Raw genomic sequence first — 13626 nt, forward strand, 5'->3', positions numbered from 1 at the left:
CGCCGGTCCGCCACCGCTATCGCGAGGAACGTCTGGCTATCCGGGCCGCGAAGACCCCGGCGGCGTGGCCGTTGTCGATGTTGCTCACCACCACGCCCGGCGTGGAGGAGTTGAGCATGGTCAGCAGCGCGCCGAACCCGCCGAACGACCCCGGCTGGCCGGTGGAGGTGGGCACCGCGACGACCGGGACGTCGGTCGTGGCCGCGACCAGACCGGCGAGGGAGGCGTCCAGCCCCGCGACGACCACGAGGCAGTCGGCGTCGGCGAGCACGGCCGGGTCGGGCAGGCCGCTGTGCATCCGGGAGCCACCGAGGTCGGCGACGCGGACGACGCCGGTGCCGGTGACCCGCGCCGCGAAGGCGACCTCGGCCGCGACGGCCGCGTCCCCGCCGCCGGCGGAGAGGACGACGACCTGCCCCACCGGCTCCGGCAGCGGGCCGACCGCCGCGGACATGGCCGTGGCGTCCACGGTCGTGTAGGCGTCGTGCTCGGCCGCGAGGGCGACGAGGGTCTCCGCGGTCGCGCGGACGACGACCGCCGGCCGGTCCGGGTGCTCCCGGCGTGCCTCGCGGACCAGCGCGAGCACCTGCTCGGTGCTGCGCCCCGTCGCCCAGACGACGTCGGGCTCGGGCGTGCGCCCGCGGACCCGGTCCGCGCCCGGCGCGGGGACCGCCGCCGCCTCGGGCCGCGGCCCGGCCAGCGGGACGTCGGCCGGGTCGGGCTCGAGCAGCAGCGGGGCGAACCCGCCGGAGACCGCGGTGGGCCCGTCGGTCACCGGGAGCGAGGCGGCCGGCAGCGATGCCGTGGGTCCGGCGGCGGACGGGGCGGGCACGGTGGGCACGGTGGGCACGGTGGGCGCGGCGGACTCGGCCGGGGCCTCGGGGGGCGGGCCGAACAGGGCGTCGAGCGGGGCGCCGGTCCGCTGGGTCACCGCCGACAGCCGGACGACGCGGTCGCGGCCGCTGCGCTTGGCGTCGTAGAGCACGCCGTCGGCCGCGGCGAACAGCGTGCGCCGGTCGTCGCCCCGGGTGGCCGAGGCGATCCCGACGCTGATGGTGACCGGGCGCTCCAGCCCGACCGCCGTCCAGTCGTGCGCGGCCACCGCGCGGCGGATGCGCTCCAGCGCCCGCTCGGCCTGCTCGGCGGTCGTCTCCGGCAGCAGGACGACGAACTCGTCCCCGGCCCAGCGGCACACCTCGTCGGTGTCGCGGCAGCCCTCGATGAGCAGGTCGGCCACGACGCGCAGCACGGCGTCGCCGCCCGGGTGACCCACGGCGTCGTTGATCGACTTGAACCGGTCGACGTCGACGACGGCCAGCGCCGGCATCGCGCCGGCGGCCAGCAGGCCGTCGAGCCGCGCCTCGGCGTACCGGCGGTTGGGCAGGTGGGTGAGCGGGTCCTCGTACGCCTGCCGGCGCAGCTGCCCGGCGGCGCGCTCGGTCTCCAGCAGGCTCTTGCGCCGGCCGAACAGCTCCACCCAGCGGGTGCGCCGCTCGTCGACGCGGTCCAGCTCGTCGGCCAGGTACGCCTGCAGGTACGGCAGCGCCCGGCCGGCGTCGTCCAGCTCGGCGTGCAGCGTGCACAGCTCGCGCAGCGCCGCGCGGCGCAGCCGAGGGAGGCCGTGCTCGGTGGCCAGCGCCAGGGCCTTGGCCAGCTGGTCGTCGGCGCCGCGGCCGTCGCCCTGCCGGCGCAGGGCCCGGCCCAGCGCGAGCAGGGCCGCGGCCAGCAGCGCGCGGTCACCGGTGGCGCTGGTGATCCGGACGGCGGCGCGCAGCGGGCCGGCCGCCGCGGCGTGCTCACCCAGGCCGACCAGGGCCCAGCCGTGCACCACCTGCGCGCTGACCACGGCGTCCCCGGCCTCGGGCGGCAGCAGCGCGAGGGCGTCCTCGGCCAGCCGGCGGGCCTCGGCGAAGTGCGGCGCCGCGGAGTCGGGCACGCCGTCGTCGAGCAGGCCCTCGCCGAGCTCGGCGCACAGCTCGCCGAGCCGGGTGGCGGCGCGGGCGACCAGCACCGCGTCGTCTCCCGCCGACCGGCCGTCCTCCGCCGGCAGCGCCTCCGGGGCGGCCGCGGCGGCCAGCGCGGTCTCGTGCGCCCGGCGCTGGTAGTCCAGCGCGAGCGGCATCAGCTCCAGGTCGGCGAGGACGCCGGCGAGCGTGGCGAGGGTGTCGACGAGCAGCGCCGAGGGCGGCAGCGCCGGGTCGAGCAGGCTGGCGGCCTCGACCGCCTCGTCCATCGCGGCGTCGATCCGGCGGGAGAGCAGCTCGATCCGCGCGTGCCGGGCGAGGCCGGCGGCCCGCTGCAGGTCGTCGTCGGTGGCGTCGAAGGCGGCCTTCGCCGACCGCACGAGGGCGATGGCCAGGGCGGCGCGGGAGGCCGGGCCGGTCTGCGCGTCGCCGTCGCCGTCGGCCCGGTCGAGCAGGCCGGCCACGCCGGCGTGCAGGTCCAGCGGCGCGGCGGCCGGCTCGCCGTCCCCGGGCTCCACGGGGTCGCCGACGAGCGTGAATCCGGCCATCCGCAGCCGGCGGACCAGCAGCTCGGCCCGCAGCGTGTCGGCCCAGGCGCGGCCGAGGGTGGCGCTGGCGGCGGGGTCGGCCTCGCCGGGCAGCGCGTAGGGGGACGGGTCCCCCTCGACGTCGGCGAGCAGCTCCTCGGCGTCGTCCAGGCGCCAGTCGGAGAGGGCAGCGGTCACCCGGTGGTGCAGGGCTCCCGGTGGCACGAGCGCACTGTGCACGCCGCTCCGGTGCGTGTCACGCACCGTCCCGGGGGCGCGCCGAGCGGGGACGAGGGCGTCGCCCGTTTCGTCACAGGAGTCCCAGCGGGGGGAGCTGCTCATCCGGCCTCCCCGCCGCCGGCGCCGGGGGCGCGCACCCGGTTGCGCCCGCCGCGCTTGGCGCTGAACAGGTGCAGGTCGGCGGTGTCGAACAGCGACCGCCAGCCGGAGGGGACGGCGGCCTGCTCGGCGTCGCGGCTGGGCGCGGTCGCCACCCCGATGCTGACCGTCACCGGCTCGGGCAGCTGGAGGTCGCCCCAGTCGGCGGCGGCGACGGCCGCCCGCAGCCGCTCCATCGCCATGAGCGCCTGGCTCTCGGACGCCTCGGGCAGCACGACGAGGAACTCGTCGCCGGCCCAGCGGTACACCTCGTCGCCGGTGCGGCAGTGCTCGCGCAGCAGGTCGGCCACCCGCCGCAGCACCTCGTCGCCGTGCGAGTGGGAGGTGTCGTCGTTGACCTCCTTGAACCGGTCGACGTCGACCACCGCCAGCGACAGCGGCGCGTCGCCCAGCGGCATGCTGCCCAGCCGGCGCTCGGCGCTGCGCCGGTTGCCCAGCCCGGTGAGCGGGTCCTCCATGGCGTAGCTGCGCAGCACCGCGGCCTGCCGCTCGGCCTCCCGCAGCCGGCTGCGGCGGACGAACATCTCCGCCCACAGCTCCCGGCTGCGCGCGTGCGCCCGGCCGGCCTCGGCGCGGTAGGCCTCCAGCCAGTGCAGCGCCTCGGCCGGGCGGCCCTGGGCGGCGGTGGCCTGGCCCAGCTCCAGCAGGCACTGGCGGTAGCGGCGGCGGTCGCCCGTGGCGGCGAAGGCGCCGGCCGCGTCGACCAGCAGGTCGGTCGCCTCCTCCGCGTGCCCGCCGCCGGCCCGCTCCTGGGACAGGCGGGTCAGCAGCCGGGCCAGCGCGAGGTCGGTGTAGCCGCGCAGCCACACGCCGCCGTCGCGGTGCACCCGCCGGTGCGCCCGCCGCAGCGGCCCGAGCGCGCCGTCGAGGTCGCCGGCGCAGGCCATCGCCCAGGCCTGGACGACGTCGAGCAGGTCCTGGTCGGCGGGGTCGGGCTCGACGTCGAGGCCGCGCGCCTCCGTGGCGCAGCCCAGCGCGACCGCGGCCAGCTCGCCGGCGCGCACGTCCTCGCCGCGGCGGCAGCGGGTCTGGGCGAGCTCCACGTGCTGCTGGGCGCACAGCCGCAGCAGCTGCCAGCGGTCGCCGAGGTCGGGGAGAGCGGCCGCGATCCGGGAACCCTGCAGGGCCTGCGCCACCGCGAGCTGCTCCAGGTCGAGGGCGCCGAGGGTCAGCGACAGCCACACGTGTGCCTGGGCGGAGGCGCGGCTCGGCGTCCCGCCCGGGGCCCCGCCCGAGGCCTCGGCCAGCAGGCTGGCGTCGACGGCCAGCAGCATCGCCGAGTCGACGTGGTCGGCGGTGGCCTCGACGTGCCCGAGGTAGGCGAGGGTAAGCGCGGTCAGCGCCGAGGGCGGGCAGCCGCCCAGCGCGGTCCGGGCGGCGCCGGCGGCGGCCGCCGCGGCCTCGCCGTCGGCGTCGACCAGCGCGCGGCGGGCGTCGAAGGCGTGCCGCCACGCCACCCAGGCCGGGTCGGTGGTGGCGGCCAGCAGCTCGGCGGCGGCGTCGTGCTCCCGGGCGAAGACGACGGGGTCGACGCGGTCGCTGGCGGCGAGGAGACGCCAGAGCGCAGCATCCAGATCACGCTCAGTGACGCGGATGGTGCCGGGGGTCACGCATCCCTCCACTCCGCGAGCTGGCGGCCGGCCGCTGCGACCGGCGGCGAGGCGGTTCCCCCGGGGCCGACGTCCCGTCGACCCCGCCCGCACTACCCTCGTCGGATGCCCGCGATGCCCGTCAGCACGCAGACCAGCACGTCCCCGACGCGGTTCGCCTACCTGGGCCCCGAGGGTACCTTCGCCGAGTCGGCGCTGAGCAGGGCAGTCGGGGACTCCGCCCCGCGGTCGCCCCGGCCCACGGTCGCCGCCGCGCTCGCCGCCGTCCGGTCCGGCGAGGTCGACGCCGCGCTGGTGCCGTTCGAGAACAGCATCGAGGGCTCGGTGCCGGCCACCATGGACGGGCTGGCCGACGGCGATCCGCTGCTGATCACGCGCGAGGTGTTCCTCGAGCCGACGTTCGTGCTGGCCGCGCGCCCGGGGACGGCGCTGGCCGAGGTCCGCTCGGTCGCCAGCCACCCGCACGCCCTCGCCCAGACCGCGCGCTGGCTGGCCGAGCACCTGCCCGGCCTGCCGCCGCAGTCGGAGAGCTCCACCTCCGGCGCCGCCGCGGCCGTGGCCGAGGGCCGGTACGACGCCGCCGTCTGCGCCCCGATCGCCGCGCAGCGCTACGGGCTCGAGCCGCTCGCCGAGGACATCGCCGACCACCGCGGCGCGGTCACCCGCTTCGTCGTCGTCACCCGGCCCGGGCCGCTCCCCGAGCCGACCGGCAACGACAAGACCTCGCTGGTGGCGGTCGTGGCCGACCGGACGGGCGCGCTGCTGGAGGTGCTGCGGGAGTTCGCCGTCCGCGGGATCAGCCTGACCCGGATCGAGTCGCGGCCCACCCGCGAGCGCCGCTGGGTCTACTCGTTCTCCCTCGACTGCGAGGGGCACGTGGCCGAGGCGCGGGTGGGGGAGGCGCTCGCGGCACTGCACCGGGTCTGCGAGGGCGTCCGCTTCCTCGGCTCCTACCCGCGCGCCGACGACCGCGAGAACCGGCCGGTCGCCGACGAGGCGACCGACGCGGCGTTCACCGACGCCGAGGCCTGGCTGGCCGAGGTGCGCGCCGGCCGCGTCTGACCGGTCAGGCCCGCCGGGCGAGCCGGCCCGGCCACCACACGCGGTCGCCGAGCAGCCGGACGGCGGCCGGGACCATCAACGTGCGGACGACGAAGGTGTCGAGCAGGACGCCGGAGCCGACGAGGAACCCCAGCTGGATGAGGAGCACCAGCGGCAGCACCGTCAGCGCGCCGAACGTCGCCGCCAGCACCAGGCCGGCGCTGGTGATCACCCCGCCGGTGACCGTCAGCGCCCGCAGCACGCCGTCGGCCGCCCCGTGGCGGGACGACTCCTCCCGGGCCCGGGTCATGAGGAAGATGTTGTAGTCGATCCCCAGCGCGACCAGGAACACGAACCCGATGAGCAGCAGCTGCGGGTCGCTGCTGGGGAAGCCGAAGAGCGGGTCGAACACCAGCGCCGCGACGCCGAGGGTGGCGGCGGTGCTCAGCACGGTGGTCAGGACCAGCAGCACCGGGGCGACCAGCGAGCGCAGCAGCAGCGCCAGCACGGCCGTGATCACCAGCAGCACCAGCGGCACGATGACCGCGAGGTCGCGCGCCGCCGTCTCCTGGGTGTCGAGGTCCTGGGCGGTGGAGCCGCCGACCAGGGCGTCCGGGTCCGCGTCGCGCACCGCCTCCCGCAGGTCGGCCACGGTCTCCTGGGCCGCCGTGCTGTCCGGGGCGTCGGCGAGGGTGGCGTCGAGCCGGACCAGCCCGCCGACCTCGAGCGGCGCGGCGTCCTCCCCGGGCGGTCGGCCCGGCTGCCCGGTCCAGGGCTCCACGGCCGCCACGCCGTCGACCGCGGCGGCGGCCCCGGCCACGTCCTCCCAGCCCTCGGCGGGGGTGACGATGCTCGCCGGCGTGGCCGCGCCCGCGTCGAAGTGCCGCGCCAGCGCCACCTGGCCCTCGCCCGACGGGGACCCACCCCGCACGGCCTCGGACAGGGGGATGCCGTCGGCGTCGAAGGTCGGCACGAACGCGGCCAGCACGACCAGCAGGCCGACGCTGCCCAGCAGCGCCCGCCGCGGCCGGCGGCCGACCGCGGCGGCGACCCGCTCCCAGCCGCGGCCGTGCGCCTGCTCGCTGCCGTACCGGGGGCGGAACGGCCAGAACGCCGCCCGCCCGAGCAGGGCGAGCGCCGCCGGCAGGAAGCTCAGCGCGGCGAGCACGGCGACGCCGATCCCGACGGCCGAGATCGGGCCCAGGCCGCGGTTGCTGCCCAGGTCGGAGAAGAGCAGGCAGGCCACGCCGAGGACGACGGTGCCCCCGGAGGCGGCGATCGGCTCCCACGACTGCCGCAGGGCCGCCCGCGCGGCGGTGAACCGGGACTCCTCCCGCCGCAGTTCCTCGCGGTAGCGGGCCACCAGCAGCAGGCCGTAGTCGGTGGCCGCGCCGACGACGAGGATCGAGGCGATGCCCTGGCTCTGCCCGCTGACCTCGATCCAGCCACGGTCGGCCAGCAGGTAGGCGATGGCGAGCGTGACGGTGAGCGCCAGGCCGGCGGTGCCGATCACCAGCAGCGGCAGCAGCGGGCTGCGGTAGACGACCAGCAGGATCACGAGGACGACGCCGAACGCCGCGAGCAGCAGCAGACCGTCGATGCCGGAGAACCCCTCGGCGAAGTCGCTGAACAGCGCGCCGGGGCCGGTGACGTACCCGGTGGCGCCGTCGACCGCGGGCAGCGCGCGCAGGTCCTCGACGACCGGCCCGAGCGCCTCGCCGAGGTCGGGGGAGAAGGGCAGCACCGCCTGCACCGCCGCGCCGTCCTCCGACGGGATCGGCGGGGACGGCTCGCCGTTGAGCGCGCCGGCCTCCTCGGCCAGCGCGACCGCCTCGCCGACCCGGGCGGTGACCTCGTCCAGGGCGGCGGTGCCGAGCGGGCCGTCGTCGCCCTCCCAGAGCAGGACCACCGGCAGCGAGCGCTCCGTGTCGAACTCCCGCAGCAGCTCGGAGACCCGCGTCGACTCGGCGCTGTCGGGCAGGAAGTCGGCGGAGTCGCTGGTCTGGACCTCGCCGAGCCGGCCGCCGAGGGGCCCGAGGGGCGCCGACAGCGCGAGCCAGGCGAGGACGGCGAGGGCCGGCAGCAGCCAGCGGGCGGAGCGGCGCACCAGACATCCTTCGATGGACGAACATCTCGATGATCGAGAGGATATCGGGGTGCGGGAGGATGGGCACCTCGGGGACGGAGGGGCGATGGCGTCGCGGGCGGGGGAGCGGCCGGGGAACGACCCGGCGACGGCGGCGCGCCGGGAGGTCGGGCTGCTGCTGCGCCGGCTGAACGTGGAGCTGGACGCGGTGACCGCCCGGTTCGCCACCGAGCACGGGCTCAACCGCACCGACGTCCGGGCGCTCGTGGCGATCATGGACGCGGCGCGGCGGGGCGAGGCGCTGACCGCCGGAGGCCTGGGCGCGGCGGTCGACCTGCGGTCGGCGTCGGTGACCGCGCTGGTCGACCGGCTGGAGCGGGTCGGTCACGTGCGCCGGGTGCGCGACGCCGACGACCGGCGCCGGGTGTCGCTGGAGATGTCCGAGCAGGCGATGGCCGCCGGTGCCGAGCACTTCGGCGGGCTGGCCGCGGACCTGGTCGAGGCGATGCGGGACTACAGCGACGAGGAGATCGCGGTGGTCACGCGGTTCCTCACGGACATGACGGAGGTGGTCGCCCGGCACGCCCGCACGGGGGAGCCGGGGTGAGACCTCAGAGGTAGAGGCCGGTGTTGGCGTCCTCGATGCGCTCGGCGGCGACGGCGTGCACGTCGCGCTCGCGGAGGATCACCAGGTCCTCGCCGTGGACCTCGACCTCGTGCTGGTCCTCGGGGGAGAACAGCACCTGGTCGCCGACCTTCACCTGGCGGACGCTGCTGCCGACCCCGCGGGCCTCGCCCCACACCAGCCGCTTGGCGACCTGGGCGGTGGCCGGGATCAGGATGCCGCCGGTGGAGCGCCGCTCGCCGTCCTCCTTGCGCAGGGAGACCAGCACGCGGTCGTGCAGCATCTTGATCGGCAGCCCATTGCCCTTGACGTCGGCCACGTCGGTCCACGTTACGCGGCGCTCCGACGAAGGCCGACGAAGGCCGACGAAGGCCGACGCCTCCGGTCCTCCTCGCAGGGGCCCGCACCGCGCGGAGCGTGGGGTGGGGAGCAGGCGGGTCCTTCGACTAGCCCCAGCCGAGCTCGTGGAGGCGGGCGTCGTCGATGCCGAAGTGGTGGGCGATCTCGTGGACGACGGTGATCGTGACCTCCTCGACCACGTCGTCCTCGGTCTCGCAGACGTCGCAGATGGCCTCGCGGTAGATCATGATCCGGTCGGGCAGCTCGCCGCCGTAGTGCCAGCCGCGCTCGGTCAGCGCGAACCCCTCGTAGAGCCCGAGCAGGTCCGGCTCGTCGGGGTTGCGGTCCTCCACGAGGACGACGACGTTGTCCAGCAGCCGCATGAGCTCCTGCGGGACCTCGTCGAGCGCGTCGGCGACCAGCTCCTCGAACTGCTCGCGCGGCAGTGCCCTCACCAGCTGGTCGGCAGCGGCCGGCCCTCCTCGTAGCCGGCCGCGCTCTGCACCCCCAGCACCGCGCGCTCGTGCAGCTCGTCGACGGTGCGGGCCCCGGCGTAGGTGCAGGAGGACCGCACCCCGGCCACGATCTGGTCGATCAGGTCCTCGACGCCGGGACGCGCCGGGTCCAGGTACATGCGCGAGGAGCTGATGCCCTCCTCGAACAGCCCCGCCCGGGCCCGCTCGAAGCCGCTCTGCGCCGACGTCCGGGCCTTCACCGCGCGCGCCGAGGCCATGCCGAACGACTCCTTGTACAGCCGGCCGTTGCCGTCGTCGTGGATGTCGCCGGCGCTCTCGTAGGTGCCGGCGAACCAGGAGCCGACCATCACGTTGGCCGCGCCGGCGGCCAGCGCCAGCGCGATGTCGCGCGGGTGGCGCACCCCGCCGTCGGCCCACACGTGCTTGCCCAGCGCCCGGGCGGCCGCGGCGCACTCCTCGACCGCGGAGAACTGCGGCCGGCCGACGCCGGTCATCATCCGCGTGGTGCACATGGCGCCGGGGCCGACGCCGACCTTCACGACGTCGGCGCCGGCCTCGACCAGGTCGCGGGTGCCCTCGGCGGTGACCACGTTCCCGGCCACCACCGGCACGGAGCCGGCCACCGAGCGCACCGCGCGGACCGCCTCGACCGCCTTCTCCTGGTGGCCGTGCGCGGTGTCGACGACGAGCACGTCGACCCCGGCGGCGAGCAGCGCGCCCGCCTTGCCCGCGACGTCGCCGTTGATGCCGACGGCGGCCGAGGTGAGCAGGAGTCCGTCGGGGCCGGTGGCCGGCTGGTAGAGCGCCGAGCGCAGCGCGCCCTTGCGGGTGATCACGCCGACCAGCCGGTCGCCCTCGACCACCGGGGCGGCGCTGACCCGCTCGTCGGACAGCACGTCGAAGATCTTCGGCAGGTCGGTGCCGGCCTGGATGGTCAGCGGGTCACGGGCCATGACCTCGGACAGCTGGGTGAACCGGTCCACGCCCTGGCAGGCGCCGTCGGTGACCACGCCGACCGGGCTGCCGCCCTCGACGACCACGACGATGCCGTGCGCGCGCTTTGTGAGCAGCGACAGCGCCTCGCCGACCGTGGAGGTGGGGGAGAGCGTGATCGGGGTGTCGTAGACCGGGTGCCGGGCCTTGACCCAGCTGATGACCTCGGAGACGACGTCGACCGGGATGTCCTGCGGGATCACGGCCAGCCCGCCGCGCCGGGCCGCGGTCTCGGCCATCCGCCGGCCGCTGATGGCGGTCATGTTGGCCACGACCACCGGGATCGTCGTCCCCACGCGGTCCGGCGTGGTCAGGTCGACCTCGAGCCGGGAGCCCACGGTGGAGTGGTTGGGCACCATGAACACGTCGGCGTAGGTGAGGTCGTGCGAGGGCCGCTGCAGGAACCGCATGCGTCGATTGTCGCCCCACCGGGCCACACCGCGGTCGGGCGCCGTGCTCACGTCACCGGCGCCGTCGCGGGGGCGGCTCTCGTTACCCTCGGCTGGTGATCGACCTGCGACTCGCGCGCGAGCACCCCGACGCCGTCCGTGCCAGCCAGCGCGCCCGGGGAGCCGACGAGTCCCGCGTCGACGACCTGCTCGCCGCCGACGCCGTCCGCCGCGAGGCGGTCAAGCGGGCCGACGACCTGCGCGCCGAGCAGAAGTCGGCCTCGCAGGCGGTCAGGAAGGCCACCCCGGAGGAGCGCCCCGCCGTCCTGGAGCGGGCCAAGGCGCTGGCCGCGCAGGTCAAGGAGGCCGAGGAGGCGCAGCGCGCGGCCGACGCCGCGCTGCGCGAGGCGCACCTGCGGATCGCCAACGTCGTGCACGACGACGTCCCGCCCGGCGGGGAGGACGACGCCGTCACCCTCCGCACCGTCGGGGAGGTGCCCGCCTACGACTTCCCGGTGCGCGACCACCTCGAGATCGGCGAGGCGCTCGGCGCGATCGACATGGAGCGCGGGGCGAAGGTCTCCGGCGCCCGGTTCTACTTCCTCACCGGCCCGGGCGCGCTGCTCGAGTTCGCCCTGGCCCAGCTGGCGATCAGCCGCGCCGTCGCCGCCGGGTTCACCCCCGTGGTCGCACCCGCGCTGGTGCGGCCCGAGGCGATGGAGGGCACCGGCTTCCTCGGCGAGCACGACGAGGAGGTCTACCGGGTCGAGCGCGACGACCTGTACCTGGTGGGCACCTCCGAGGTCGCGCTGGCCGGAATGCACAGCAACGAGGTGCTCGACCTGTCGGCCGGGCCGCGCCGGTACGCCGGCTGGTCGTCGTGCTTCCGCCGCGAGGCCGGCTCCTACGGCAAGGACACCCGCGGCATCATCCGCGTGCACTGGTTCGACAAGGTCGAGATGTTCAGCTTCTGCCGGCCCGAGGAGGCCGCCGAGGAGCACCGCCGGCTGCTGGCCTGGGAGGAGGAGTTCCTCCAGGCCCTCGAGCTGCCCTACCGGGTGGTCGACATCGCCGCCGGGGACCTGGGCACCAGCGCCGCGCGGAAGTACGACATCGAGGCGTGGTTCCCCAGCCAGGGCACCTACCGGGAGCTGACCAGCACCTCGGACTGCACCACCTTCCAGGCCCGCCGGCTGGCCATCCGCTACCGGGACGCCGACGGGAAGCCGCAGACGGCGGCCACGCTCAACGGCACCCTCTGCGCCATCGCCCGCACCATCGCCTGCCTGCTCGAGGTGCACCAGCGGGCCGACGGCTCGGTGCACGTGCCGACGGCGCTGCGGCCGTGGCTGGGCGGGCACGAGGTGCTCACCCCGGGCATGACGCTGGCCGCCCCGGTGCCGGTGGGGTCATGACGTCGGGGACGCCGGGGCCGGTGCGGGCGCACGGCGTCCTGGCCGGCTACGACGAGGTCGTCGAGCTCGGCGACGTCGGCCCGTGGCGGCCGAAGCTCGTGGCCAGCGACCTCGACGGCACGCTGCTCGACGGCGACTCCGAGGTCAGCCCGCGCACCCGCGCCGCGCTGGAGGCCTGCTGGGACGCGGGCGTGCCGGTCGTCGGCGTCACCGGGCGCGGGCCGCGGCTGCTCGACAGCGTCCGCGCCGCACTCGACGGCCGGGGCATCGCCGTGCTCGCGCAGGGCGGCTTCGTCGTCGACCTGGAGCGCGACGAGGTGCTGCGGACGGTCGGCCTGCCGCGCGCGCAGGCGCAGGCGGTCATCGAGCGGATCGAGCACGTGGCCGGCGAGCTCGTCGTCGCGGTGGAGGACGCCGCCGAGCAGGGCGAGGTGCACACCCAGCTGCGGGTGCAGCACGGCTTCGAGTGGCCCTACCCCGAGCCCGCCCACCTGCTGCCGCGGCACCAGGTGCTGCCGCCGGGCGCGGTGCTCAAGGTGTTCCTGCGCTCGTCGTCCCTCGGCCAGGACGAGCTGCTCGCCCGCGCCCGGTCCGCGGTCGACCCGCGCGACGCCGAACTGACCCACGCCGGGCTCGGCTTCATCGAGGTGCTGCCGCCGGGGATCACCAAGGCCACCGGGCTCGCGGTCGCCCTGGAGCGCTACGGCGTCGACCTCGCCGACGTGCTGGTCTTCGGCGACATGCCCAACGACCTGCCGATGATCACCGCCGTCAACGAGGCCGGGGGCCGCTCCGTCGCCGTCGCCAACGCGCACCCGGCGGTGCGGGCCGCGGCGCAGACGCGCACCAGCGGGCACGACGTCGACGGTGTCGCGCAGTACCTGGAGGCCGTCTTCGGCCGGGAGGCGTCCGGTGTCTGACTGGCGGCCGCGGCTCATCGCCAGCGACATGGACGGCACCCTGCTGCGCGGGGACGACACCGTCAGCGCCGAGACGGTGACCGAGCTCGAGCGGTGGCGCGCCGCAGGCGTCCCGGTGGTGCTGGCGACCGGCCGCCCGCCGCGGTGGATGGTCCGCATCCGCGAGCAGCTGCGGCACGGCACGGCCGTGTGCTGCAACGGCGCCGTCCTGCTGGACCTGGAGAGCTTCACGATCCTCGACGAGGACGTGCTCGCCCCCGAGGTGCTCCAGGAGCTGACGGCGGAGCTGCGGCGGCTGCAGCCGGACACCTGGTTCGCGGTGGAGTACGGGCTGGAGTTCCGCCACGAGCCGATCTACCAGCCGCGCTGGGACGCCGACGCCCCCGGCGTGGCGGTGGCCACGCTCGACGAGATGGTCGCCGCGCCCGTGGCCAAGCTGCTGGCCCGGCACGAGTCGCTGCCGCGCGACGAGTTCGTGGGCCTGGTCGAGCGCGTCGCCGGCTGCCGCGCCACGGTCACCAACTCCTCCACCGACGCGCTCGCCGAGATCTCCGCCCCCGGCGTCACCAAGGCCAGCGGGCTGGCCAAGGTCGCCGGGCAGCACGGGGTGGACCCGGCCGACGTCGTCGTCTTCGGTGACATGCCCAACGACATCGCGGCCTTCGAGTGGGTGCGTGCCGCCGGCGGACGGGCGGTCGCGATGGCCCACGCCCACCCCGACCTGCTCGCCGTTGCCACCGACGTCACCGGCACCAACGAGGAGGACGGCGTGGCGGCCTTCCTGGCCGCTCTCTGAGCCGACCCCGACGGCCCCGCCTCGGCTCAAGCCGGGCACCCGGCTG

11 protein-coding genes are annotated in these 13626 nt (G+C 76.5%); 5 read left to right on the plus strand and 6 right to left on the minus strand.

Translation table 11 applies throughout. The features are described from left to right. Window positions 1–16: 16 nt before the first annotated feature. Both ACI8AX_RS11420 and ACI8AX_RS11425 read right to left on the minus strand, forming a co-directional pair. Window positions 17–2716: a diguanylate cyclase domain-containing protein gene (locus tag ACI8AX_RS11420; protein ID WP_456549928.1), complete on the minus strand. Its 2700-nt coding sequence runs from the start codon at window positions 2714–2716 to the stop codon at window positions 17–19. A 113-nt stretch (window positions 2717–2829) separates the two neighbouring features. Next, entirely contained in the window at window positions 2830–4500 is a 1671-nt protein-coding gene (locus ACI8AX_RS11425; RefSeq protein WP_456549929.1) for a diguanylate cyclase, read from the minus strand. 105 nt (window positions 4501–4605) lie between these two features. Between ACI8AX_RS11425 and pheA the strand changes: the two genes are divergently transcribed. Beyond that, complete coding sequence (gene pheA, locus ACI8AX_RS11430) at window positions 4606–5562, plus strand: prephenate dehydratase (RefSeq protein WP_456549930.1); 957 nt, start codon at window positions 4606–4608, stop codon at window positions 5560–5562. Between the two features lie 4 nt (window positions 5563–5566). Here the strand turns inward: pheA and ACI8AX_RS11435 are convergent, their stop codons facing one another. Continuing rightward, window positions 5567–7648 (minus strand): MMPL family transporter, encoded by a 2082-nt coding sequence (locus ACI8AX_RS11435; RefSeq protein ID WP_456549931.1) that lies wholly within the window; start codon window positions 7646–7648, stop codon window positions 5567–5569. A gap of 85 nt (window positions 7649–7733) precedes the next feature. On the opposite strand from ACI8AX_RS11435, the gene ACI8AX_RS11440 reads away from it, so the two are divergent. Continuing rightward, window positions 7734–8234, plus strand: a complete 501-nt coding sequence (locus tag ACI8AX_RS11440) for a MarR family winged helix-turn-helix transcriptional regulator (protein ID WP_456549932.1) — start codon at window positions 7734–7736, stop codon at window positions 8232–8234. Window positions 8235–8238: 4 nt separating this feature from the next. Here ACI8AX_RS11440 and ACI8AX_RS11445 read toward each other — a convergent pair whose 3' ends face one another. From ACI8AX_RS11445 to ACI8AX_RS11455, 3 genes are all read right to left on the minus strand, one after another. Further along, the gene (locus ACI8AX_RS11445; protein ID WP_456549933.1) at window positions 8239–8571 is read right to left on the minus strand and encodes a GroES family chaperonin; all 333 of its coding nucleotides are present in this window, start codon (window positions 8569–8571) and stop codon (window positions 8239–8241) included. Window positions 8572–8698: 127 nt separating this feature from the next. Continuing rightward, a complete protein-coding gene (locus ACI8AX_RS11450; protein WP_456549934.1) occupies window positions 8699–9046 on the minus strand; it encodes a metallopeptidase family protein in 348 nt (115 codons plus the stop codon). Further along, window positions 9043–10470, minus strand: a complete 1428-nt coding sequence (locus ACI8AX_RS11455) for a GuaB1 family IMP dehydrogenase-related protein (protein WP_456549935.1) — start codon at window positions 10468–10470, stop codon at window positions 9043–9045. Before ACI8AX_RS11455 ends, ACI8AX_RS11450 begins: the two co-directional genes overlap by 4 nt. 95 nt (window positions 10471–10565) lie before the next feature. Here ACI8AX_RS11455 and serS point away from each other — a divergent pair, with 95 nt between their 5' ends. From serS to ACI8AX_RS11470, 3 genes are read left to right on the plus strand one after another with little or no spacing between them, the layout of a single operon-like run. Then, window positions 10566–11864 carry a serine--tRNA ligase gene (gene serS, locus ACI8AX_RS11460; protein ID WP_456549936.1) on the plus strand — a complete coding sequence of 433 codons (1299 nt, stop codon included), beginning with the start codon at window positions 10566–10568 and terminating at the stop codon, window positions 11862–11864. Continuing rightward, window positions 11861–12784 carry an HAD family hydrolase gene (locus ACI8AX_RS11465; RefSeq protein ID WP_456549937.1) on the plus strand — a complete coding sequence of 308 codons (924 nt, stop codon included), beginning with the start codon at window positions 11861–11863 and terminating at the stop codon, window positions 12782–12784. The genes serS and ACI8AX_RS11465 overlap by 4 nt, the downstream gene beginning before the upstream one ends. Beyond that, complete coding sequence (locus ACI8AX_RS11470; protein WP_456549938.1) at window positions 12777–13580, plus strand: Cof-type HAD-IIB family hydrolase; 804 nt, start codon at window positions 12777–12779, stop codon at window positions 13578–13580. Before ACI8AX_RS11465 ends, ACI8AX_RS11470 begins: the two co-directional genes overlap by 8 nt. The last annotated feature ends 46 nt before the right edge of the window (window positions 13581–13626 follow it).

The sequence above is a fragment of the Blastococcus sp. SYSU D00813 genome (assembly GCF_054050735.1).